The 24,746-nt window shown below is 49.4% G+C and carries 19 protein-coding genes and 1 pseudogene; 8 read left to right on the top strand and 12 right to left on the bottom strand.

The genetic code is table 11. The features are described 5' to 3' along the window. Window position 1: 1 nt before the first annotated feature. Complete coding sequence (locus ACO6VG_RS07855) at window positions 2-241, bottom strand: hypothetical protein (protein WP_422473402.1); 240 nt, start codon at window positions 239-241, stop codon at window positions 2-4. Between the two features lie 206 nt (window positions 242-447). Between ACO6VG_RS07855 and ACO6VG_RS07850 the strand changes: the two genes are divergently transcribed. Both ACO6VG_RS07850 and ACO6VG_RS07845 read left to right on the top strand, forming a co-directional pair. Further along, window positions 448-741 (top strand): type II toxin-antitoxin system RelE/ParE family toxin, encoded by a 294-nt coding sequence (locus tag ACO6VG_RS07850; RefSeq protein ID WP_422139598.1) that lies wholly within the window; start codon window positions 448-450, stop codon window positions 739-741. A gap of 9 nt (window positions 742-750) precedes the next feature. Further along, window positions 751-1,062 (top strand): HigA family addiction module antitoxin, encoded by a 312-nt coding sequence (locus tag ACO6VG_RS07845; protein ID WP_422136416.1) that lies wholly within the window; start codon window positions 751-753, stop codon window positions 1,060-1,062. A gap of 61 nt (window positions 1,063-1,123) precedes the next feature. On the opposite strand, the pseudogene ACO6VG_RS07840 reads toward ACO6VG_RS07845, so the two are convergent. Continuing rightward, window positions 1,124-1,270 (bottom strand): annotated as a pseudogene (locus ACO6VG_RS07840) (toxin-antitoxin system HicB family antitoxin); the annotation flags it as partial. A gap of 425 nt (window positions 1,271-1,695) precedes the next feature. Here ACO6VG_RS07840 and ACO6VG_RS07835 point away from each other — a divergent pair. The 4 genes from ACO6VG_RS07835 to ACO6VG_RS07820 all read left to right on the top strand — a co-directional run bounded on the left by ACO6VG_RS07835 (window position 1,696) and on the right by ACO6VG_RS07820 (window position 6,084). Next, the gene (locus tag ACO6VG_RS07835; RefSeq protein ID WP_422139596.1) at window positions 1,696-2,718 is read left to right on the top strand and encodes a Leu/Phe/Val dehydrogenase; all 1,023 of its coding nucleotides are present in this window, start codon (window positions 1,696-1,698) and stop codon (window positions 2,716-2,718) included. Window positions 2,719-2,847: 129 nt separating this feature from the next. Then, complete coding sequence (gene pdhA / locus ACO6VG_RS07830) at window positions 2,848-3,927, top strand: pyruvate dehydrogenase (acetyl-transferring) E1 component subunit alpha (RefSeq protein WP_422411215.1); 1,080 nt, start codon at window positions 2,848-2,850, stop codon at window positions 3,925-3,927. Continuing rightward, complete coding sequence (locus ACO6VG_RS07825; protein ID WP_422411217.1) at window positions 3,927-4,958, top strand: alpha-ketoacid dehydrogenase subunit beta; 1,032 nt, start codon at window positions 3,927-3,929, stop codon at window positions 4,956-4,958. Before pdhA ends, ACO6VG_RS07825 begins: the two co-directional genes overlap by 1 nt. A 49-nt stretch (window positions 4,959-5,007) precedes the next feature. Further along, window positions 5,008-6,084 (top strand): dihydrolipoamide acetyltransferase family protein, encoded by a 1,077-nt coding sequence (locus ACO6VG_RS07820; RefSeq protein ID WP_422411219.1) that lies wholly within the window; start codon window positions 5,008-5,010, stop codon window positions 6,082-6,084. A 56-nt stretch (window positions 6,085-6,140) separates the two neighbouring features. Here ACO6VG_RS07820 and ACO6VG_RS07815 read toward each other — a convergent pair whose 3' ends face one another. The 10 genes from ACO6VG_RS07815 to ACO6VG_RS07770 all read right to left on the bottom strand — a co-directional run bounded on the left by ACO6VG_RS07815 (window position 6,141) and on the right by ACO6VG_RS07770 (window position 20,579). Further along, window positions 6,141-7,367 (bottom strand): hypothetical protein, encoded by a 1,227-nt coding sequence (locus tag ACO6VG_RS07815; RefSeq protein WP_422139593.1) that lies wholly within the window; start codon window positions 7,365-7,367, stop codon window positions 6,141-6,143. Window positions 7,368-7,569: 202 nt separating this feature from the next. Continuing rightward, window positions 7,570-8,817 (bottom strand): hypothetical protein, encoded by a 1,248-nt coding sequence (locus tag ACO6VG_RS07810; RefSeq protein WP_422473400.1) that lies wholly within the window; start codon window positions 8,815-8,817, stop codon window positions 7,570-7,572. Between the two features lie 195 nt (window positions 8,818-9,012). Then, window positions 9,013-10,182: a hypothetical protein gene (locus tag ACO6VG_RS07805; RefSeq protein WP_422473398.1), complete on the bottom strand. Its 1,170-nt coding sequence runs from the start codon at window positions 10,180-10,182 to the stop codon at window positions 9,013-9,015. A gap of 198 nt (window positions 10,183-10,380) precedes the next feature. Further along, window positions 10,381-11,676 carry a hypothetical protein gene (locus ACO6VG_RS07800; RefSeq protein ID WP_422473396.1) on the bottom strand — a complete coding sequence of 432 codons (1,296 nt, stop codon included), beginning with the start codon at window positions 11,674-11,676 and terminating at the stop codon, window positions 10,381-10,383. 201 nt (window positions 11,677-11,877) lie between these two features. Continuing rightward, window positions 11,878-13,161, bottom strand: a complete 1,284-nt coding sequence (locus ACO6VG_RS07795; protein WP_422473394.1) for a hypothetical protein — start codon at window positions 13,159-13,161, stop codon at window positions 11,878-11,880. Between the two features lie 201 nt (window positions 13,162-13,362). After that, complete coding sequence (locus tag ACO6VG_RS07790; protein WP_422473392.1) at window positions 13,363-14,634, bottom strand: hypothetical protein; 1,272 nt, start codon at window positions 14,632-14,634, stop codon at window positions 13,363-13,365. A 202-nt stretch (window positions 14,635-14,836) separates the two neighbouring features. Beyond that, window positions 14,837-16,264 carry a hypothetical protein gene (locus tag ACO6VG_RS07785; protein WP_422473390.1) on the bottom strand — a complete coding sequence of 476 codons (1,428 nt, stop codon included), beginning with the start codon at window positions 16,262-16,264 and terminating at the stop codon, window positions 14,837-14,839. 189 nt (window positions 16,265-16,453) lie between these two features. Further along, complete coding sequence (locus ACO6VG_RS07780) at window positions 16,454-17,725, bottom strand: hypothetical protein (protein WP_422473388.1); 1,272 nt, start codon at window positions 17,723-17,725, stop codon at window positions 16,454-16,456. A gap of 201 nt (window positions 17,726-17,926) precedes the next feature. Continuing rightward, window positions 17,927-19,150 (bottom strand): hypothetical protein, encoded by a 1,224-nt coding sequence (locus ACO6VG_RS07775; RefSeq protein WP_422473386.1) that lies wholly within the window; start codon window positions 19,148-19,150, stop codon window positions 17,927-17,929. 202 nt (window positions 19,151-19,352) lie between these two features. Next, on the bottom strand, window positions 19,353-20,579 hold the full coding sequence (locus tag ACO6VG_RS07770; RefSeq protein ID WP_422473384.1) for a hypothetical protein: 1,227 nt from the start codon (window positions 20,577-20,579) through the stop codon (window positions 19,353-19,355). A gap of 579 nt (window positions 20,580-21,158) precedes the next feature. Here ACO6VG_RS07770 and ACO6VG_RS07765 point away from each other — a divergent pair. Both ACO6VG_RS07765 and ACO6VG_RS07760 read left to right on the top strand, forming a co-directional pair. After that, the gene (locus tag ACO6VG_RS07765) at window positions 21,159-23,081 is read left to right on the top strand and encodes a PrkA family serine protein kinase (RefSeq protein ID WP_422136402.1); all 1,923 of its coding nucleotides are present in this window, start codon (window positions 21,159-21,161) and stop codon (window positions 23,079-23,081) included. A 378-nt stretch (window positions 23,082-23,459) separates the two neighbouring features. After that, entirely contained in the window at window positions 23,460-24,737 is a 1,278-nt protein-coding gene (locus ACO6VG_RS07760; protein WP_422139582.1) for a YeaH/YhbH family protein, read from the top strand. The last annotated feature ends 9 nt before the right edge of the window (window positions 24,738-24,746 follow it).

The following is a 24,746-nucleotide window of genomic DNA, read 5'->3' as shown; positions in this document are numbered from 1 at the left end:
CTCAAACGCTTTCGTCATGCACTCTCAGGTCGGCATAGCCGCGATGGGTCAACTCATTGAGCAGATGCTGGTACTCCTCCACAGTTGCCGGTGTCAGCTCATCCATCAATGCCGGGCTGGCTGCCCCATGCTCCCCCTGCTGCTGATAACTGGAGATACGCCCCCGGTTATCGGCCACGTCATCAGGAAACAGGGCAATCACATCACCCTCCGGGAATTTTCTGAATACTACTTTAGTCATGATTTGAACCGGCATTGTTAATGATCAGGAATCCTGCCAAACAATGTAGACCAGTTTCAGCCATTGGGGGTGGGGGTGTTGCCATGCAGTTTTAGAGGCCACCCACAATGTGGATGGTGCATCCTGCGAGTCAAGAGTGTGCCACTACACACTCAACCCGATAATATCGGACACTTTGGCATGGTGTCCGTGCTACCATGTAATCCATGATCGCTTCTTTTAAAGACAAGGCTACAGCAGATATTTTTAACGGTAAGGCTTCCCGCCTGGCTCGCAAAGTCTGTCCCCAGTCGCTTTGGCGAATCGCTGCAAGAAAGCTCGATCAGCTGGATTCTGTGCTAATCCTGGATGAACTCAAGGTTCCACCGGGTAACTGTCTTGAGGCCTTGACCCGAGACCGGAAAGGGCAACACAGTATCAGGATTAATGACCAGTATCGAATCTGCTTCCGGTGGGGCAACAATGGTCCGGAAAATGTTGAAGTCACCGATTACCACTAGGAGCAACGGATGACCAGAGTGCCTGAAAGCCGACCACCTACCCATCCCGGCGAAATGTTGCTGGAAGAGTTCCTGATGCCTATGAATATTTCACAAAGGGAGTTAGCGGACGCCATTCACGTGCCTTATCAGCGAGTGAATGAATTGGTCAATAAAAAGCGTGGGATCACACCCAGTACAGCGTTGAGGCTAGCCCGTTTTTTCGGAATGTCACCAGACTTCTGGTTGAGTCTGCAGGTTCGCTGGGATTTATATAACGTTCAAACTGCAGAAAAAAGCGACCTTGAAAAAATACAGGTATTCCAGCAGAAAACGGCCTGACTCGATTTTCTGAAGTCAACTCCCTCAGCCAAAACAAGCAGAATTTTGCTCTCATGGAATCTCAATGACACCAATCACTGGTGGCAGCGCAAAAGCCTGAAGAATAGCTAAGGATATTGACTATGTGCTGGTTCAGGCTCACCCCCTCCTGCTTTGCACCTTCTGCAAGGTTGCGATGAAGGTTTTTTGCCAGTCGCAGTGTTACTCTGCCACTGAAGTCGTCTGTAAGCTCATCAAGGAGAAAGCATTACCTTACTCTTTTCGGCAAAGATCTCTGCGGTAATTTCTATAGTGTCAATCGCCAGGGCGTAGGCCTCTTCGGCAGTATCAGCCTACTCAGCAACATCTGGTAGCTCTTTGACCCGAGCTTCAAAAAATACCTCACCATCGAAATTAGCCCGACGGACGGTAATGTTATAGCTGTGAGGATTCATATCCTGTCTCCGTTAAAGTACGTTCAAGCTATTGTTGTTTTAAGGTTGACAATACACCTGCTGACGTATTGTAATCGTTGAAGGGCTAAAAGCCCTGATCATCGCTGTTTTGGGCAGTCATCCTGACCCTTGGCTACAAAAAAAATAACTATAAGCAAAACAGAGCATTATCGGCTCTGACACATACGGAGATCCCGTTATGTTCAGACAGATAAAAGAGGCCCGGCTTAATGACATTCATCTGAAATACGATGAAGCCTCAGGTCTCAGAGCAATCATTGCAATCCATAACACCCGAAGAGGACCAGCCCTCGGCGGTTGTCGTATAATTCCCTACACCTCAACTGAAGATGCAGTTACCGATGCTATCCGTCTTGCCAAAGGTATGAGCTATAAGGCGGCGCTTGCCGGACTGGATCTCGGTGGCGGCAAATCCGTCATCATGGAGCCGACAGCCCCCTACAATCGGGAACAACTGTTCAGAGCTTTTGGCCAGTTTATTGAAGAACTGGGAGGCCGCTATATTACTGCAATGGATAGCGGCTCAAGAGTATCTGATATGGATGCCATCGCCTCTCAAACTCAACACGTTTCTTGTACCTCTTCGAGTGGTAATCCCGCACCTTCCACCGCCCTCGGTGTTTACAAGGGCATTCTGGCTACCCTGAAAGCTCATCCGGAATTTGGTTCTTCACTAAAAGGTATCAGAGTCGCTGTTCAGGGACTTGGTAATGTCGGCTTTGCCCTTTGCCAGTTACTGCATCAGGGTGGCGCCAAACTGATTGTCACTGATATCAATGAACAGAAACTTCAGCAGTGCATTGATGAGTTGGGGGCAACCGCCGTCAGTACTGAAGAAATCTATTCGGTTCCCTGTGACATTTTCAGTCCTTGCGGTCTGGGAGGCATTCTCAATAAAGACACCATCAGTCAATTGCAATGCACTGCTGTAGCAGGCTCTGCAAACAATCAACTGCTGACTCCCGAATGTGGCCAGTTGCTGTTTGACAGAGGCATTCTCTATGCGCCGGACTACCTGATCAATGCCGGTGGACTGATCTTCGTAGCAATGACACACCAGGGTAAACCACAGAGCGAAATAAATGATCGCATCAACGCCATAGAAGAGACTTTGTTGCAGGTCTTTCGCTATGAACAGCAGCGGAAGACTCCCAGCAGTGTGATTGCCGATCATATGGCAGAAGCTCTGCTATTCAAATAGCAATCCTGACAACTAATTGCCTGACTGACTTCTCACAGTCATTACTTGTCACAACTATGGGTATGCGCATTTCTTTTTATCCCGGTGGTCAAACAGAGTCCCGTAGTAAAAAACACAGGAGCGCACCTTATGAAAACCAACGATGCCTGTCAGATTCCGTTCTATCAGTACCTCAGTGAGGAGGGAGAAGTCCTCCAACCTTTGCCAGAATGGACTGAAGATAAAGACACCCTGATTCAATATTACCGCACCATGGTCATAGCCAGAGCAGGTGATGCCAAAGCCGTTGCCCTGCAGAGAACCGGTCAGATGGGGACCTACCCATCCTGTCTGGGACAGGAGGCTATCAGCACTGTTTTTGGTTCACTGATGGAGAAAAAAGACGTCCTGATTCCTTACTATCGAGACCTTCCCGGATTGATGTTACGAGGGGTTCCCCTCTCCGATATCATGCTCTATTGGGGTGGAGATGAGCGCGGCAGTTCCGGTCCGGCCTGGGGTCATGACTTTCCGAACTGCGTTCCTATTGCTACCCAGGCAGATCATGCTGCCGGGGTGGCCACCGCGATCAAAATTCGACACGAACCTCAGGTGGCGGTGGTGTCACTGGGCGATGGCGCTACTTCCAAAGGTGACTTTACTGAAGCCCTGAACCTTGCCGGGGTCTGGCAGTTGCCCCTGGTATTTATCATCAATAACAACCAGTGGGCTATTTCTGTTCCTCGTAACATTCAGTCCGGAGCCCCGACACTGGCTCAAAAAGGCGTTGCTGCCGGGCTGCCTTGCGCACAAGTTGATGGTAACGATGTTGTGGCGCTGCACGAAGTCATCAATGAAGCCATGATGCGCGCCAGAGGCGGCAAAGGCGCTACAGTGATTGAAGCCATCAGCTATCGCCTGAGCGATCACACTACGGCAGACGACGCCAGTCGCTATCGTAACAGTGAAGAGCTGCAGGATGCCTGGAACAAAGAGCCGGTAAAACGACTCAGAAACTTCCTGCATCACCGTGGCCTGTGGAATGAGCAGAAAGAGCAGGCGCTGAAACAGGAAGCTGCCGCCCTGGTTGAGAAAGAAGTCAAAACCTATCTGGAAACGCCACTTCCTTCTATCAGCGACCTCTTCGATCACACCTATGCAAATATGCCCCCGCAACTGGAACAGCAAAAACAAGCCGCTATGTTTAAAGCCGACGGAGGAACTCATTGATGAATAGTTCAGTATCTGAAAACCTGATCCGATCGACTGTCGACAGCAGCACAAATAAAATCACCATGGTGGAAGCCATCAATCTGGCTTTGGACCACGCCATGAAACAAGACCCTGAGGTGGTACTGCTGGGTGAAGACATCGGTGTTAATGGCGGTGTTTTCCGCGCGACTCAGGGTCTGAGAGAAAAGTATGGCCTGAAAAGGGTCATGGATACGCCCCTGGCTGAAGCCCTGATCGCCGGTATCAGTGTTGGTATGGCCACTCAGGGTCTGAAGCCTGTTGCGGAAATCCAGTTCATGGGGTTCATCTTCCCGGCCATGGAACAGTTGATATGTCATGCTGCCCGAATGCGAAACCGTACCCGTGGACGCCTCAGCTGCCCAATGGTTGTCAGAGCGCCTTTCGGGGGTGGTATCCGCGCTCCCGAGCATCATTCTGAAAGTACAGAAGCTCTTTTTGCCCATATTCCCGGCATCAGAGTGGTCATTCCATCATCGCCCGTCAGAGCCTACGGACTGCTGCGCTCTGCGATTAATGATCCTGATCCGGTCCTGTTTCTGGAGCCCAAACGCATCTATCGCGCGGTCAAGCAGGACGTTTCTGAAGAGACTCCACTGCTCCCACTCGACAAGTGCTTTACGCTCAAGCAAGGCTCCGACCTGACTCTGATCAGCTGGGGAGCTTCCATCACTGAAACCCTTCAGGCCGCCAAAACTCTGGAACAACACGGCGTTTCCGTGGAAGTGATTGATGTCGCCACAATTAAGCCCCTTGATATGGAGACGATCCTGACTTCGGTTCGCAAAACAGGCCGTTGTGTGATTATTCACGAAGCCTGCCGAAGCTTTGGCGTAGGTGCTGAAATAGCTGCCGGGCTGGCCTCGGAAGCGCTCATGGATCTGAAAGCACCGATCGAACGGGTGACAGGATATGACACGACCATGCCCTATTATCGGATGGAAAATCATTACCTTCCCCAACCTGATGACATCATCAAGGCATCCCTGAAAACACTGGTGTATCAATGATATCCGCAGAGCCTTCAGCAAAAGGGCTTTCAGTAACAAGGACAAGAATATGAAATTTTTCAACCTGCCCGACCTGGGTGAAGGCATTCCCGAAGCCGATATTATTGAATGGCATATCAAGGAAGGTGAGTCCGTCGCAGAAGACCAGATCATTGTCTCAGTCGAAACCGCCAAGGCTATTGTCGACGTTCCTTCACCCATCAGCGGTGTTGTCGCAAAACTCTGTGGCAAACCCGGCGACACCATTATGACCGGAGCGCCTTTGCTGGAGTTTGTCAGTGATCAGGAAGATGCCGGCACGGTGGTCGGCGAGTTAGCAACAGACTCTCATGATGACAGCACCGATGACCATTTTTTTATCGGTACACCACCTGACTCCGGAAAAGCCCCTGCCGCTGCAAACAAAGCTGACATCAGTGAGCTGGCCGCCAAACTGGGTGTCTCCATCGATCAGCAAAGCGTTGGCAGAAACTCCATTCGTCAAAGCTATCCCCTGGAAAACCCTGAGCCTCTCAAAGGCGTCAGAAAACACATGGCTCGAACCATGACGCAGTCTCATGCCGAAGTAGTACCTGTCACTCTGTTTGATGATGTGGATATTGAACACTGGCCAAAAGGTACAGACATTAGCGTTCGGCTGATTCAGGCCGTTACCTCAGCCTGCAAGGAAGAACCGGCACTCAATGCCTGGTTTGATGAAACGCTGATGAGTCGTGAAGTCTTTACTTCCGTTCACCTGGGACTGGCTGTTGACAGTGAAGAAGGTCTGTTTGTGCCTGTTATCAGAGACGCAGAAAAACTGGATGCCACTGCGTTGAGAGACAGCATTAACAATTTTAGAAAAGCGGTTGAGGAACGCAGCCTTCCGCCATCAGAAATGCAGGGTGCCACCATAACTCTCAGCAACTTTGGTGTTTTTGCGGGTCAGTTCGCTACCCCTGTTGTTGTGCCGCCCATGGTGTGCATCATTGGTGTTGGCCGACTGAGAGCCCGGGTGGTCAGCGAAGACGGCCAGATCCAGAATCACCGGATTCTTCCTGTCTCTCTGACCTTTGATCATCGCGCAGTTACTGGTGGAGAAGCCACTCGCTTCTTGCATTGTATCCTTCAGAAGTTGTCCGAATAATTTTATATCGGCTTTTACCAATGGGTAGAAGCCGATTATCATGAAAGTTGGATCTGTCAGTTAAACAGAGTCGAGAGATAATCCAGGGGCGCATAGAACTTTTTCCACTGAGTCCAGCCGGTCTCTGAAAGGCCTTGTTCCAGTGGATAACCATAAACAGCGTAGTTTGAAAGACTATTGATAACAGCGAAAGTCAACGCAGGCACCAAAGTGACACCGGCTTTGATAAACGGATTGTTTGAGGTTATCTTCGAACTGCCAAACATAAGCAAGGCTCCCGCTCCGCCCAGGACTGTGGCTCCAGCTATGGCTCCGGCTCCGACTCCGGTTCCCACTCCGACTCCGACTGTGGCTCCAACTCCGGCTCCGGCTCCAACCAAGGCTCCGGCTATGATTCCGACACCGGCTCCGGCTAAGACTCCGGATCTGGCTCCGGCTTCCAATCTGACTGAGGCTAAACCTGAGGCTACGACTCCGGCTCCGACTCCGGCTACAACTCCGACTCCGGCTCCGGGTCCGGCTCCAGCCTGTGCCTGTAAATCAATTGTTAGCAGTGAAATAATTCCCGAGAGGGTGCCGACAATCGCTGCGCTGACAACAGAAGCAAGAGTCGCTTTTGCTGGACTCAAGCCCTTATGAATCATGGATTCATAGACGACAGCCCCTGCCATAATTCCGTTAGTCATGGACAATATTGTGTATTCCCCTGTCGCATACCATTCGGTTGCAATATCCCTTAAGCTCATTTTTCTAAGAATTAACGCCGTAATAGCGCTGGCTCCAGTTCTTGATACCGCTTCGGACGCAAGGTAGGTCAAAACTGCTACAGATATGAGCTCCTTTGTTTTCGTATTGGCGATATAAGCTGCCATTCCTGCACCGGCAAAATACAGGGGTTTCCACCAGCGCTGTTCCAGGGGCCAGGGAGACGCTTGCCCGACCAGCGCGACTTCGGCGGTAGTCACCACGGGCGCCAGTTGCAAACAGAAATCCGTTTTCAACTTCTCCAGCTCCTTTGTATCCAATGCAGCCAGATCATATTCGCCTGAAGTCCCGGAGACTATTTCCGCTGTTTTACAGACACCCCACCATATACCCAGGTTGAGCAGGGTAGACAAAGAGACTCCGGCAATGCTTTGCGTTAACTCGAGTCCATTTTCAACCAATGCGGTGTCATTAAAAGGCTTAAGAAAATCAAAATCATTTTGTGAGGGAGGGCTGGCCTTTGCCATCGAATAAAGCAAACACAAAAGTAACGGAAGCAGGTTGAATGACTTTTTCATGATGATTTTCCAGATACAGTGACTGAACTGGAAATATAGATTCTAAACGGAGCTATGAATGACAATATCCTTAACTACAAGGTGCAGTGCAAATAAAGCAGCTATCTAATGCTTCCAATAGGCTGCGCCTTCGGCACAGCAAATGAAGCAGGTGTTAGCTGCCAGAGTTTACCGCTGATTCAGTGGCTGACAGTTGAGTCTGTCAGTTAAACAGAGTCGAGAGATAATCCAGAGGCGCATAAAACTTTTTCCACAGATTCCGGTCGGTCTCTGTAAGGCCTTGTTCCAGTGGATAACCATAAACAGCGTAGTTTGAAAGACTATTGATAACAGCGAAAGTCAACGCAGGCACCAGAGTGACACCGGCTATGATAAACGGGTTGTTTGAGGTTATCTTCGAACTGCCGAACATAAGCAAGGTTCCGACTCCGCCCAGGGCTGAGGCTCCGACTCCAGCTCCGATTCCGGCTCCAGCCCCGACTCCGACTACGGCTCCAACTACAGCTCCTGCCAGGGTTCCGGATAAAGCTCCGGTTGCAGCTCCTACGACTAAGGGTTCAGCTACGGCGAGGACTCCGAGTTCGGCTACGGCTATGGCTCCGAGTACGGCTAAGGCTGTGGATCTGGTTTCGGCTGCAACTCTTTTTTCGGCTTCGGCTCTGGTTTCGGCTGCGGCTCTGGTTTCGGCTTCGGCTGCGGCCTTTGCCAGTCCGTCCACATTCATTACAAACTCTGAAATAACTACAATCCCTATGCTGACAAGAGAAGCAAGTAGCGCTGTTTTTGGACTGAAGCCTTTATGAATCATGGCTTCACAAACGGCATACCCTGCCATAACCCCATTAATCAGAGACAATACTGCGTATTCCCCAGCCGCATACCGTTCAGCTGTAATATTCCTTACGCTCATTTTTCTTAGAATTAACACCGACACAGCGCTGGCTCCGGTTCTTGATGCCGCTTCTGATGCAAGGTAGGTCAAGACTGCGAAAGGTACGAGTTCCCTCGCTTTCGTCATGGAGGCATAAGCCGTCACTCCTGCACCGGCAAAATACTGGGGTTTCCACCAGCGCTGCTCCAGCGGCCAGGGAGACACATGCCCGGCCAGCGCCACTTCGGCAGTCGTCACCACGGGCGCCAGTTGCAAACAAAAATCCGTTTTCAACTTCTCCAGCTCCTCTGTATCCAATGCAGCCAGATCATATTTGCCTGAAGGCCCGGAAACTATTTGCGCTGTTTTACAGACACCCCACCATATACCCAGGTTGAGTAGGGTAGACAAAGAGATTCCGGTAATGCTTTGCTTTAACTCGAGCCCGTTTTCAACCAGTGCGGTGCCATTAAAATGCTTAAGAAAATCAAAATCATTTTTTGCGGGGAGGCTGGCGGCCTTTGCCATCGAATAAAGCAAACACAAAAGTAACGGAAACAGGTTGAATGACTTTTTCATGACGATTTCCAGATACAGTGACTGAACTGGAAATATAGATTCTAAACGGAGCTATGAATGACAATATCCTCAACTACAAGGAGCGGAGCAAATCAAGCAGCTATCAAATGCTTCCAATAAGCTGCGCCTTCGGCACAGCCACTGAAACCTGGCTGCCAGAGTTCACCGCTGATTCAGTTACTGACAGTTGGGTCTTCATTTAAACAGAGTCGAGAGATAATCCAGAGGCGCATAGAACTTTTTCCACTGAGTCCAGGCGGTCTCTGAAAGGCTTTGTTCCAGTGGATAGCCATAAACAGCGTAGTTTGAAAGGCTATTGATAACAGCGAAAGTCAACGCAGGTACCAAAGTGACACCGGCTTTGATACACAGGTTGTCTGTCTTCAAACTGGCCAACGAAACCAAGGTTCCTGCTCCGATGAATGCGGCTGTGGATCCGACTACCACTTTGAAGATTCCGACTACGTCTCCGAGTCCGGCTGAGGCTCCGGCCAAGGCTCCGGATAATCCGACAAGAACTCCCAATCCTGCTCCTGATTGGGCTGATCCGACTCCTAATCGGACTATGACTGCGGCTTTGACTCCGGCTATAAATCCGGTCTTTGTCGGTTCGTCCACATCCGCTGTTAACCCTGAACTAATTCCCGAGAGGGCTCCCACAATCGCTGCGCTGACAACAGCAGCAAGATTCGCTTTTGCTGGCCTGATGCCTTTATGGATCAAGGCTTCATAAGTGACAGTACCAACCATAACCCCATTAATCGCAGACAATATTGCGTATTCAGCAGTCACATACCTTTTAGTTGTAATCTCTCTTACGAACCTCGTTTTTCTTAGAATTGACACCGAAATAGCGCTGGCTCCGGTTCTTAATAGCGCTTCTGAAGCAAGGTAAGTCAAGATTTCGGCAGGTATGTGCTGCCTCGTTTCCGTCATAGAGACATAAATGTCCATTCCTGCACCGGCCAAATAAAGGAGTTTCCACCAGTGTAGTTCCAGGGGCCAGGAAGACACATGCCCGGCCAGTGCCACTTCGGCGGTCGTTATCACGGGTGCCAGTTGCCAACAGAAATCCGTTTTCAACTCTTCCAGCTCCTTTGTATCCGATGCCGCCAGATCATAGGTGTCTGAAAGACCGGTGACTATTCCCGCTGTTTTACAGACAGCCCACCATATGCCCAGGTTGAGCAGGGTAGACACAGAGACTCCGGCAATGCTTTCCGTTAACTCAAGCCCATTTGCCACCAGTGCGGTGTCATTAAGAGGCTTAAGAAAATCAAAATCATTTTGTGAAGGAGGGCTGGCCTGTGTCGTCGAATAAAACAAACACAAAAGTAACGGAAACAGGTTGAATGACTTTTTCATGATAATTTCCAGATACAGTGACTGAACTGGAAATATAGATTCTAAACGGAGCTATGAATGACAAAATCCTCAACTACAGGGAGCGGTGCAAATAAAGCAGCTATCAAATGCTTCCAATAAGCTGCGCCTTCGGCAAAGCCACTGAAACAGCTGGCTGCCAGAGTTCACTGCTGATTCAGTGGCTGACAGTCAGGTCTGTCATTTAAACAGAGTCGAGAGATAATCCAGGGGCGCATAGAACTTTTTCCACTGAGTCCATTCGGTCTCTGAAAAGCCTTGTTCCAATGGATAGCCATAAACAGCGTAGTTTGAAAGACTATTGATAACAGCGAAAGCCAACGCAGGCAGCAAAGTGACACCGGCTTTGATAAAGGGGTTGTTTGAGGTTGTCTTCGAACTGCCCAACATAAACCAGACTCCGGATCCGCCCAGCATTGTGGCTACGGCTCCGACTAGCACTACGCCTTCGGATTCGGGTTTGGCTTCACATAGGAATCGGATTCCGGCTGTGGATCCGACTAAAGCTCCGGCAAAAGCCAGGGCTTCGGATAGAGATCGAGCTCCGGATTGAGCTCCGGATTGAGCTCCGGATTGAGCTTCGATTATGATTGCTGGTATGGCTCCGGCAAAGACTGCGGCTGTGACTACGGCTAAGTATGCGAATTGCTTTCTGTTTCGGGCTTGGCCTCGGGCTGCGGCTGTGTAAATGGCTTCGTCTGCGGCTCCGACTCCGGTCTTTGTCTGTCCGTCCACATCAATTATTGAACCTGAAACAATTCGCGAGAGGGTACTTACAATCGCTGCGCTGACAATAGAAGCAAGTATCCCTTTTGTTGGACTGAAGCCTTTATGGATCATAGCTTCGAAGGAGACACTGCCCACAACAACCATACTAAGCGCATATAATACTGCGTATTCCCAAGCCACATACCATTCAATTGTAATATCCCTTACGCTCGTTTTTCTTAGCATTAGCACCGACATAGTGCTGACTATAGTTCTTGTTAACGCTTCTGACGCAAGGTAGGACAAGACTGCGACAGATACGAACTCCCTTGGGTGGGCAATAGCAACACAAGCTGCCATTCCTGCACCGGCAAAATACAGAGGTTTCCACCAGCGCTCCATGGGCCAGGAAGACACATGCCCGGCCAGCGCCACTTCGGCGGTCGTTATCATGGGAGCCAGTTGCCAACAGAAATCCGTTTTCAACTCTTCCAGCTCCTTTGTATCCGATGCCGCCAGATCATATGTACTTGAAAGCCCGGAGACTATTCCAGCTGTTTTACAGACACCCCACCATATACCCAGGTTCAGCAAGGTAGACAAAGAGAGCCCGGCAATGCTTTCCGTTAACTCAAGCCCATTTGCCACCAGTGCGGTGTCATTAAGAGGCTCAAGAAAATCAAAATCATTTTGTGAAGGAGGGCTGGCCTGTGTCGTCGAATAAAACAAACACAAAAGTAACGGAAACAGGTTGAATGACTTTTTCATGATAATTTCCAGATACAGTGACTGAACTGGAAATATAGATTCTAAACGGAGCTATGAATGAAAAAATCCTTAACTACAAGGTGCGGTGCAAATAAGGCAGCTATCAAATGCTTCCAATAAGCTGCGCCTTCGGCAAAGCCACTGAAGCAGGCTTTAGCTGCCAGAGTTCACCGCTGATTCAGTGGCTGACAGTTGGGTCTGTCATTTAAACAGAGTCGAAAGATAATCCAGGGGCGCATAGAACTTTTTCCACTGAGTCCAGCCGGTCTCTGAAAAGCCTTGTTCCAGTGGATCGCCATAAACAGCGTAGTTTGAAAGACTATTGATAACAGCAAAAGCCAACGCAGGCACCAAAGTGGCACCGGCTTTGATAAAGGGGTTGTTTGAGGTTGTCATCAAACTGTCCAACATAAACAAGACTCCGGATCCGCCCAGCATTGTCGCTACGGCTCCTAATAGCACTGCGCCTTCGGATTCGGCTTTGGCTTCACCTCCGACCCCGATTACGGCTGTGGATCCGACTAAAGCTCCGGCAAAAGCCAGGGGTCGGGATAGAGATCGAGCTCCGGATTGAGCTCTGGATTGAGCTTCGATTATGATTACTGGTATGGCTCCGGCTAAGACTGCTGCTGTGACTACGTCTAAGTATGCGAATTGCTTTCTGACTCGGGCTCGGCCTCGGGCTGAGGCTGTGTAAATGGCTTCGTCTGCGGCTCCGACTCCGGTCTTTGTCTGTCCGTCCACATCAATTATTGGACCTGAAACAATTCGCGAGAGGGTACCTACAATCGCTGCGCTGACAATAGAAGCAAGTATCCCTTTTGTTGGACTGAAGCCTTTATGGATCATAGCTTCGAAGGCGACACTGCCCACAACAACCATACTAAGCGCATATAATACTGCGTATTCCCAAGCCACATACCATTCAGTTGTAATATCCCTTACGCTCGTTTTTCTTAGCATTAACACCCACATAGTGCTGGCTATAGTTCTTGTTAACGCTTCTGACGCAAGGTAGGACAAGACTGCGACAGATACGAACTCCCTTGGGTGGGCAATAGCAACACAAGCTGCCATTCCTGCACCGGCAAAATACAGAGGTTTCCACCAGCGCTCCATGGGCCAGGGAGTCACATGTCCGGCCAGCGCCACTTCGGCGGTTGTCATCACGGGAGCCAGTTGCAAACAGAAATCCGTTTGCAACTTCTCCAGTTCATTTGTATCCGATGCCGCCAGATCATATGTACTTGAAAGCCCGGAGACTATTCCAGCTGTTTTACAGACACCCCACCATATACCCAGGTTCAGCAAGGTAGACAAAGAGAGCCCTGCAATGCTTTCCGTTAACTCAAACCCATTTGCCACCAGTGCGGTGTCATTAAGAGGCTCAAGAAAATCAAAATCATTTTTTGAGTAGGGGCTGGCCTGTGCCGTCGAACAAAACAAACACAAAAGTAAAGGAAACAGGTTGAATAACATTTTCATGATGATTTCCAGATACAGTGACTGAACTGGAAATATAGATTCTAAACGGAGCTATGAATGAAAAAATCCTTAACTACAAGGTGCGGTGCAAATAAGGCAGCTATCAAATGCTTCCAATAAGCTGCGCCTTCAGCAAAGCCACTGAAGCAGGCTTTAGCTGCCAGAGTTCACCGCTGATTCAGTGGCTGACAGTTGGGTCTGTCATTTAAACAGAGTCGAAAGATAATCCAGGGGCGCATAGAACTTTTTCCACTGAGTCCAGCCGGTCTCTGAAAAGCCTTGTTCCAGTGGATCGCCATAAACAGCGTAGTTTGAAAGACTATTGATAACAGCAAAAGCCAGCGCAGGCGCCAAAGTGACACTGGCTTTGATAAAGGGGTTGTTTGAGGTTATCTTTGAACTGCCCAACATAAGCAAGGCTACCGCTCCGCTCAGGGCTGAGGCTCCAGTTATGGCTCCGGCTCCGACTCCGGCTCCCACTTTGATTCTGGGTCCGGCTCCGGCCCCAACTAAGGCTCCGGCTCCGGCTCCGGCCCCGGTTCCAACTAAGGCTCCAGCTATTACTCCGACACTGGTTCCGGCGTTTCCGACTAAGGCTACGGCTCCGGCTTCCGCTCCAACTGAGGCTAAGCCTAATTCTACGACTCCGGCTCCGGCTCCGACTACGACTCCCATTACGACTCCCATTATGACTTTGGCTACGACTCCAGCCTGTGTCGGTTCACCCAAATCAATTGTTAGCATTGAAATAATTCCCGAGAGGGTACCCGTAATCGCTGCGCTGACAACAGAAGCAAAAGTCGCTTTTGCTGGACTCAAGCCTTTATGAATCATCGATTCATAGACGACAGCCCCTACAATAATCCCGTTAATCAAAGACAACATTGCGTACTCCCCAGTCGCATACCGTTCAGCTGCAATATCCCTTACGCTCATTTTTCTTAGAATTAACGCCGAAATAGCACTGGCTCCAGTTCTTGATACCGCTTCGGACGCCAGGTAGGTCAAAACTGCGACAGGTATCAGCTCCCTCGTTTTCTTATTGGCGGCATAAGCTGCCATTACTGCACCGGCAAAATACAGGGGTTTCCACCAGCACTGCTCCAGGGGCCAGGGAGACACATGCCCGGCCAGCGCCACTTCGGTGATAGTTATCGCAGGAGCCAGTTGCAGACAGAAATCCGTTTGCAACTTCTCCAGCTCCTTTGTATCCGTTTCAGCCAGATTATGTGTGCTTGAAAGCCCGGAGACTATTCCCACTGTTTTACAGACACCCCACCAGATACCCATGTTGAGCAGGGTAGACAAAGACAGTCCAGCAATGCTTTCTCTTAACTCAAACCCGTTTGCCACCAGTGCGGTGTCATTAAAAGGCTCAAGAAAATCAAAATCATTTTTTGTGGGGGGGCTGGCTTTTGCCGTCGAATAAAGCAAACACAAAAGTAATGGAAACAGGTTGAATGACTTTTTCACGATAATTTCCCAGATACAGTGACTGAACTGGAAATATAGATTCTAAACGGAGCTATGAATGACAATATCCTTAACTACGAGTTGCGGTGCAAATGAAGCAGCTATCAAATGCTTCCAACAAGCTGCGCCTTCGTCACAGCCACTGAAGCAGCCACTCGCTGCCAAAGCTCACCGCTGATTCAGTGGCTGTCAGTTGAGTCTGTCAGTTAAACAGAGTCGAGAGATAATCCAGGGGTGCATTGAACTTTTTCCACTGAGTCCAGATGGTCTCTGAAAGGCTTTGTTCCAGTGGATAGCCATAAACAGCGTAGTTTGAAAGACTATTGATAACAGCCAAAGTCAACGCAGGTGCCAAAGTGATACCGGTTATGATACATACGTTGTCTGAGGTTGTCTTCGAACTGGCCAACATAAGCAAGGTTCCGACTCCGAACAGGGCTGCGGCTGTGGATCCTACTCCCAATGTGATTCCGAATCCGTCTACGATTCCATTTCCGATTCCGATTCCGATTCCGATTCCAGCTCCGGCTAAGGCTCCGGACAGGGCTACGACAAAAGCTCCAAATCCTGCTCCAAATCCTGCTTCTGATCCGACTCCTGATCCGACTCTTGGTCCGATTTCTGCTGCGGTCAGGGCTCCGGTTACGCCTCCAAGCCCGACTCCGACTGCGGCTACAACTCCGGCTCCAACTACGGATCCGGATACAACTCCGGCTAAGATTCCAGACAGAGTTCCGGGTCCGGCTCCGGCTCCGATTCCGGTTCCGAATCCGGCTCCAGATACAGATCCGGCTGTGGCTCCTGCCAGGCTTCCAGCCAGGGCTCCGGCTACGACCCCAATTCCAACTCCAGCTCCGACTCCGGCCTTTGTCTGTTCTTCCACATCTGCTATTAACTCTGAACCAATTCCCGAGAGGACTCCCACAATCGCTGCGCTGACAACAGCAGCAAGACTTGCTCTTGCTGGCCTGAAGCCTTTATGGATCAGGGCTTCATAAGTGACAGCACCAACCATAACCCCATTAATTGAAGACAATATCGCGTATTCCCCAGCCACATACCTTTTAGTTGTAATATCTCTTACGAACCTCATGTGTCTTAGAATTTGCACCGAAATAGCGCTGGCTACGGTTCTTGATAACGCTTCTGAAGCAAGGTAAGTCAAGACTCTGACAGGTATGTGCCGCCTCGTTTTCGTCATAGAGGCATAAATGTCCATTCCTGCACCGGCAAAATAAAGGAGTTTCCACCAATGCTGTTCCAGGGGCCAGGAAGACACATGCCCGGCCAGCGCCACTTCGGCGGTAGTTATCACAGGAGCCAGTTGCAAACAGAAATCCGTTTTCAACTCTTCCAGCTCCTTTGTATCCGATGCAGCCAGATTATAGGTGTCTGAAAGCCCGGTGACTATTCCCGCTGTTTCACAGACACCCCACCATATACCCAGGTTGAGCAGGGTAGACAAAGAGAGCCCGGCAACGCTTCCCGCTAACTCAAGCCCGTTTGCCACCAGTGTGGTGTCATTTAAAGGCTCAAGAAAATCAAAATCATTTTTTGAGGGGGGACTGGCCTCTGTCGTCGAATAAAACAAACACAAAAGTAACGGAAACAGGTTAAATAACTTTTTCATGGTGACTTCCGATATACGGTAACCGAACGGGAAATATAGACCCTGAACGGAGCTCTGGATGACAATTCCCTTAACGAAAAGCAGCGGTACAAATAAGGCAGCTATTAAATGCTTCCAATAGGCAGTGCCTTGGGCACAGCGACTGAAAAAGCCGTTAGCTGCCAGAGTTCACCGCTGATTCAGTGGCTGTCAGTTAAACAGAGTCGAGAGATAATCCGGGGGCGCATAGAACTTTTTCCACTGAGTCCAGCCAGTCTCTGAAAGGCTTTGTTCCAGCGGATAGCCATAAATAGCGTAGTTTGAAAGACTATTGATAACAGCGAAAGCCAGCGCAGGCACCAGAGTGACACCGGCTTTGATAAACGGGCTGTTTGAGGTTATCTTCGAACTGCCCAAAACAAGCAAGACTACGACTCCGCCCAGGGCTGCGCCTGCAACTTCGACTCCGGCTCCGGCTCCGATGCTCGCTCCGACTCCGATGTTGGCTCCGACTTCGACTCCGACTCCGACTCCAGCCAAGGCTCCAGCCAAGGCTCCGGCTATAACTCCGACTGCGGCTCCGGCTATGACTCCGTCTCCGACTCCGAGGGTCACGGCTGCTGCTTTCGTTGCGACCGAGGCCAAGCCTGAGACAATGAATCCGGCTCCGGCTCCGGCTACGGCTCCGGCTGCGGCTGCGGCTGCGGCTCCAGCTTCAGCTTGTGTCTCTCCATCCAAATCAATTGTTAGCACTGAAATAATTCCCGAAAGGGTACCCACAATCGCTGCGCAGACAACAGAAGCAAGAGTCGCTTTTGCTGGATTCAAGCCTTTATGAATCATGGATTCATAGACGACAGCCCCTGACATAATCCCGTTAACCATAGACAATATTGTGTATTCCCCAGCCGCATACGATTCAGTTTCTATATCCCTTACGCTCATTTTTCTAAGAATTAACGCCGACATAGCACTGGCTCCAGTTCTTGATACCGCCTCGGACGCCAGGTAGGTCAAGACTGCGACAGGTATAAGCTCCCTTGTTTTCGTATTGGCGGTGTATGCTGTCATTCCTGCACCGGCAAAATACAGGGGTCTCCACCAGCGCTGCTCCAGGGGCCAGGGAGATACATGCCCGGCCAGCGCCACTTCGGTGATAGTTATCGCAGGAGCCAGTTGCAGACAGAAATCCGTTTGCAATTTCTCCCGCTCCTTTGTATTCGTTGCAGCCAGATTATGTGTGCCTGAAAGCCCGGAGACTATTCCCACTGTTTTACAGACACCCCACCATATACCCATGTTGAGCAGGGTAGACAAAGAGAGTCCAGTAATGCTTTCCCTTAACTCAAGCCCGTTTGCCACCAGTGCGCTGTCATTAAAAGGCTCAAGAAAATCAAAATCATTTTTTGAGGAGGGGGTGGCCTTTGCCATCGAATAAAGCAAACACAAAAGTAACGGAAACAGGTTGAATGACTTTTTCATAGTGATTTCCAGATACAGTGACTGAACTGGAAATATAGATTCTAAACGGAGCTATAAATGGCAATATCCTCAACTACAAGTTGCACTGCAAATAAAGCAGGTATCAAATGCTTCCAATAGGCAGTGCCTCGGGCACAGCGACTGAAACAGCCGTTAACTGCCAGAGTTCACTGCTGATTCAGTGGCTGACATTCAGGTCTGTCATTTAGACAGAGTCGAGAAATAATCCAGTGGCGCATAGAACTTTTTCCACTGAGTCCAGCTGTTCTCTGAAAAGCCTTGTTCCAGTGGATAGCCATAAACGGCGTAGTTTGAAAAACTGTTGATAACAGCAAAAGCCAACGCAGGCGACAAAGTGACACCGGCTTTGATGAAGGGGTTGTTTGAGGTTAATTTCGAACTACCCGACATAAGTAAGGCTCCGAATCCGCCCAGGGCTGAGGCTCCCAGTCCAACTGCAACACCGACTCCGATTCCGGCTGCGCCTCCAGCTACATCTTTGGCTCCAACTATGGCTCCGGATACAGCTCCGGCCAAGGCTCCGGCCAAGGCTCCGGATACGACTCCGATTGAAGCTCCGGGCACAAGTCCGTATAAAACTCCGATTTCGATTATGGTTACGGTTAATGCTGCGGCTCCGATTCCTGCTCCGGCTCCGACTCCGGCCTTTTTTTTGTCCGCATAAATTACTAACTTTGAAATAATTCCCGAAAGGGCACCCGCATTCGCAGCGCTGAAAACAGCAGCAATAGTTGCTTGTGGATGCCTGAAGCCTTTGCGGATCTTGCTCTCATAAATGCCCCCCCCTAGCATAACCCCGTTAATCATAGACAATGCTGAGTATTCGGCGACCACATACCATTCAGTTGTAATATCCTTTACGTTCATTGTTCTAAGAATTAACGCCGACATAGCACTGGCTCCAGTTCTTGATACCGCTTCGGACGCCAGATAGGTCAAGACTGCGACAGGTATAAGCCCCCTTGTTTTCGTATTGGCGATGTATGCTGTCATTCCTGCACCGGCAAAATACAGGGGTCTCCACCAGAGCTGCTCCAGGGGCCAGGGAGATACATGCCCGGCCAGCGCCACTTCGGCGGTAGTTATCACAGGAGCCAGTTGCAAACAGAAATCCGCTTTCAACTCCTCCAGCTCCTTTGTATCCGATGCAGCCAGATCATATTTGCCTGAAAGCCCGGAGACTATTCCCGCTGTTTTGCAGACACCCCACCATATACCCAGGTTGAGCAGCGTAGACAAAGAGACTCCGGCAATGCTTTCTGCTAACTCAAGCCCATTCGCCACCAGTGCGCTGTCATTAAAAGGCTCAAGAAAATCAAAATCATTTTTTGAGGGGGGGCCGGCCTGTGCCGTCGAATAAAACAAACACAAAAGTAACGGAAACAGGTTGAATAACTTTTTCATGGTGACTTCCCAGATACAGTAACTGAACGGGAAATATAGACCCTGAACGGAGCTATGGATGACAATTCCCTTAACGACAAGGTGCGCTACAAATAATGCAGCTATTAAATGCTACCAATAGGCTACGCCTTGGGCACAGCGACTGAAACAGCCGTTAGCTGCCAGAGTTCACCGCTGATTCAGTGGCTGACAGTCAGGTCTGTCATTTAAACAGAGTCGAGAAATAATCCAGGGGCGCATAGAACTTTTTCCACTGAGTCCAGCTGGTCTCTGAAATGCCTTGTTCCAGTGGATAGCCATAAACGGCGTAGTTTGAAAGACTGTTGATAACAGCGAAAGCCAACGCAGGCACCAAAGTGACACCGGCCTGGATAACCGGGTTGTTTGAGATTATCTGCGAGCGTACCAACGTAAGCAAGGTTCCGACTCCACCCAGGGCTGTGGCTACAACTCCGACTTCCATTCCGGGTTGGGATTCGGCTTTGACTTCGGCTCCGACTCCAACTCCGGCTAAGGATCCGACTAAAGCTCCGACTAAAGCTGCGGATCCGGATAGAGATGGAGCTCCGGTTTCATCTTCAATTATGTTAACGGCTGTGGCTCCGGCTGACACCACGGCTGTGACTGCGGCTAAGTATATGGTTTCGACTGCGACTCGGGCCAGGGCTCTGGTATTTGTCTGTCCGTCCACATCAATTATTGCCCCTGAAATAATTCTCGAGAGGGTACCTAAAATCGCTGCGCTGACAGCAGTAGCAAGAATCCGTTTTGTTGCATTGAAGCCTTTATGGACCAAAGCTTCGTAGGCGACACTGCCTGCAATAACCAAACTAAGCGCAGATAATACGTATTCCCTGGCCACATACCATTCAGTTGTAATATCCCTTACGCTCATTTTTCTTAGAATTAACACCGCCATAGTGCTGGCTATAGTTCTTGATACCGCTTCTGACGCAAGGTAGGTCAAGACTGAGACAGGCACTAACTCCCTTGTTTGGGCAATAGCGTCATAAGCTGCCAATCCTGCACCGGCATAATATAGAGGTTTCCACCGGCGCTTCGTGGGCCAGGGAGACACATGCCCGGCCAGCGCCACTTCGGCGATAGTCATCACGGACGCCAGCTGCAGACAGAAATCCGTTTGCGAACTCTCCAGCTCCTTTGTATCCGTTTCAGTCAGATTATGTGTCCTTGTAAGCCCTGTGACCATTCCCGCTGTTTTACAGACACCCCACCAGATACCCAGGTTCATCAGGGTAGACAAAGAGAGCCCGGCAATGCTTTTCGTTAACTCAAGCCCGCTTGCAAACAGTGCGTTGTCATTAAAAGGCTCAAGAAAATCAAAATCATTTTTTGAGGGGAGGCTGGCCTGTGCCGCCGAATAAAACAAACACAAAAGTAACGGAAAAGGGTTGAATAACTTTTTCATGATAATTTCCCGGAAAAACTGACTGAACAGGAAATATAGCCCCTCGGCGAAGCTATGAATGAAATTTCCTTAGCTACAAAGTGCGGTGCAAATAAGGCAGCTATCAGCCCCTGATTCAGAAGTATTTGGCTGCAAATCTTTTACATTAACTTAGTCGTATAATTTTAATTTATGCAAAGATGGCAAAACTGTCACAAACCCCAAAAGCTCAGTGCATTTTTTTTGAGTGCAGAAAAAAAATCGCTATTTTCTGCACTAAACCCGACGACAGCTATTGCAGATTGATTAAAAACTCCACATTATAAAATCTAATGGGTTGGACTTTTCCTGCCATTGTGTTTGAGTCAACGAACAGGAGACTGACCGGGAATAAAAAAATTCTTGATCAGGCTTCCAGGTTTTAGTTGAGCTTTCCATGATGTCAGCCAATGGACGGCTGCCAGCCCGGGCCACTTTCTATACTGACTCTCTTCAATCATAAGAGTGGCCAATGTACTGATCTTGAGACAGTCGTGAATAAAGGGGGCGCCCCCCCGATACGGCTGTCGAATCCGAACATCAGACAGGGCAGGGCACAATATGGATATATTTAACCACTACCAGGAGCGATTCCAGTCCACGCAGCAGGAAGAGCTTACCATTCAGGAATATCTCGACCTCTGTAAAGATGATCCCGGGGTCTATGCCAATGCAGCAGAAAGAATGCTGATGGCCATTGGCGAACCGGAGATGACAGACACCTCCCGGGATTCTCGCCTGAGTCGTATTTTTTCCAACAAACTGATCAAACGTTACCCCGCCTTTGAAGAGTTCTATGGTATGGAAGAAGCCATTGAACAGATTGTTTCTTACTTCAAGCACGCTGCCCAGGGACTGGAAGAAAAGAAACAGATCCTTTATTTGCTGGGTCCGGTGGGTGGCGGTAAATCTTCTCTAGCGGAAAAACTGAAAGCCCTGATGCAAAAGCAACCTTTCTACGCCATTAAGGGGTCGCCGGTTTTTGAATCACCACTGAATCTGTTCAATGCCGATGAAGATGGTGACATTCTGACTCAGGAATACGGCATTCCCAGACGTTATCTGGGCGGCATCATGTCACCCTGGGCAGTGAAGCGTCTTAACGAGTTTGGTGGTGACATCACCAAGTTCAAGATTGTAAAACTCTGCCCCAGCATTCTTAACCAGGTGGCCATCGCCAAGACCGAACCCGGTGATGAAAACAACCAGGACATTTCCAGTCTGGTGGGTAAAGTGGATATCCGTCAGCTGGAAGAATACTCTCAGGATGATCCGGATGCTTACAGCTTCTCCGGAGCACTCTGCCGCGCCAACCAGGGTCTGATGGAATTTGTGGAGATGTTCAAGGCTCCTATCAAAGTTCTCCACCCATTGTTGACTGCCACTCAAGAGGGTAATTACAACAGTACCGAAGGGATGGGCGCGATTCCTTTCAATGGTGTGATCCTGGCTCACTCCAACGAATCAGAATGGCAAACCTTCAAGAACAATAAAACCAACGAAGCCTTTATTGACCGGGTTAATATTGTCAAAGTGCCCTACTGCACAAGGGTGAAAGAAGAGATTCTGATTTATGAGAAACTGCTCTCCAGCAGCTCTCTGAGAGAAGCGCCCTGCGCACCCGATACCCTGAAGATGCTGGCCCAGTTCTCGGTTCTGTCTCGAGTTAAAGAACCTGAAAACTCCAACGTTTACTCGAAGATGCGAGTCTACGACGGTGAAAACCTGAAAGACACCGACCCTAATGCCAAGCCGCTGCAGGAGTACAAAGATGCTGCAGGAGTGGATGAAGGTATGGAAGGGCTTTCAACCCGTTTTGCTTTCAAGATTCTTTCCAAGGTCTTCAACTTCGATCCCACCGAAGTGGCGGCAAACCCGGTTCATATGCTGTACGTATTGGAGCAGCAAATAGAACAGCAGCAATTCCCGAAAGAAATCCATGAACGCTACCTGCGTTATGTGAAGGAATTTCTGGCGCCGAAGTACATTGAGTTTCTGGGCAAGGAAATCCAGACTGCTTACCTCGAATCATACTCTGAGTACGGACAGAATATCTTCGACCGTTACATCACCTACGCTGACTTCTGGATTCAGGATCAGGAATACCGTGATCCGGAAACCGGAGACATACTCGACCGGGCTTCAATCAATGAAGAGCTGGAGAAGATTGAGAAGGCCGCCAGTATCGCCAATCCGAAAGACTTCCGTAATGAAGTGGTGAACTTTGTACTCAGAGCCAGGGCCAACAATCAGGGTAAAAACCCAAGCTGGTCCAGCTACGAGAAAATGCGCACCGTGATTGAGAAGAAAATGTTCTCCAATACTGAAGACCTTCTGCCGGTCATTTCATTCAATGCCAAAAGCAGCAATGAAGACCAGCGCAAACACAACGAGTTTGTGAAGCGCATGGTCGAGAGAGGCTATACCGAGAAACAGGTGAGACTGCTGGCTGAATGGTACATCAGGGTCAGAAAGTCACAGTAAGAGCTGAGGCCTGCGACAGCGTCGCAGGCCCTTTTTAAGTACCTAACCGGGTACTTAATGGAATTATTCTTTGATCATTTACAGGTCCGACCAACGACCATGGGCAGGTGAAAAAAGTGATCAAAAAATAATTTCGAGACCGCTTCGAAAGTGACTGACGAACGTCAGAAAATAGCTTTCGGAGCCAAAATACACAAAAACGGTGGAAAGATGTCACCCTATTCCGATAACTACTAAAACCATGAGCAAAAAAAGCGGTAAGCGAAAAAAATCATGGCAAGCAGGGATTGGAATAACAAGGTTTTGAACAGGCAGTTCAAAACTGGCGACATGGAAATCATGAAATGTTCTGTGTCATAACAGACAGGGAGCGTGCTGATGAGCATTATTATTGATCGACGTCTGAACGGGAAAAACAAGAGTACTGTCAATCGACAGCGTTTTCTGGACAGATACCGAAAGCACATTAAAAAAGCGGTTTCTGAAGCGGTTAACAAACGCTCCATTACGGATGTGGAATCTGGGAGTCAGGTTACCATTCCTACTAAAGATCTCTCTGAACCCCACTTTCAGCATGGTCAGGGTGGCCGCTACAAACAGGTTCATCCCGGTAATAAAGAGTTTGTTTCCGGCGACAGAATCAAACGACCATCCGGTGGTTCCGGGCAGGGTTCAGGCCGGGGCAAAGCCGGTAACTCCGGCGAAGGCATGGACGAGTTCAGTTTCCAGATCAACCATGAAGAATTTCTGAATCACATGTTTGATGATCTTGAGCTGCCAAACCTGGTTCGAAAGCAGCTTCAGGATGCCACTGAATTCAAAATGAAGCACGCCGGTTACACCAGCGAAGGCTCTCCTGATCGATTGAACATTGTTCGCTCCCTGAGATCAGCACACGCTCGAAGAATTGCCCTCGGTGGCGGTGCCCGAAAGGAAGTAAGGGCATTAAGACGGCAGCTTCGTGAGCTGGAAGTCAGTCCGGAGGAAACCGATTCTCAACTTGTAGAAGAACTTCGCGAGAAGATTAAAGAGCTCAATGGCAAGTTGAAAAAGCTGCCCTTTATTGATGACTTTGATCTCAAGTACAACAACCTGATTAAAGTTCCCAGCCCCAGTAACAAGGCCGTAATGTTCTGTGTCATGGATGTCTCCGGTTCCATGACACAGGAAATCAAAGACATGGCCAAGCGCTTTTTCATCCTGCTTTATTTGTTCCTGCAACGTAATTACAAACAGATCGAAGTGGTCTTCATTCGGCACCACACTGCCGCAAAAGAAGTTGATGAGGATGATTTCTTTTATTCCAGAGAAACCGGCGGAACCATTGTCTCCAGTGCTCTGGAAATGACCAGTGACATCATCAACAAACGTTACAGCCCGGTGGACTGGAACATTTACGTCGCCCAGGCTTCCGATGGTGATAACTGGGAAGGAGATTCCAGCGTCTGTTCGAAAATTCTGACCGAGCAGATCATGTCGAAGGTTCAATACTTTTCCTACGTCGAAATCACCGACCGGGCTCACCAGAACCTGTGGCGTGAATACGAAAGCATAGCTGAACAGTTCGCCGATCAGTTTGCCATGCAACAGATCAAAACACCGAATGACATTTATCCGGTGTTCCGTCGTCTGTTTGAGAAAAAAGAAACCGTATAAGTGAGGCAT

The sequence above is a fragment of the Endozoicomonas sp. ALB032 genome (assembly GCF_049310125.1).
Taxonomy (GTDB): domain Bacteria; phylum Pseudomonadota; class Gammaproteobacteria; order Pseudomonadales; family Endozoicomonadaceae; genus Endozoicomonas_A.
Note: the sequence above shows the minus strand (reverse complement) of the source record. Positions and strands in the feature narration are given on the sequence as shown.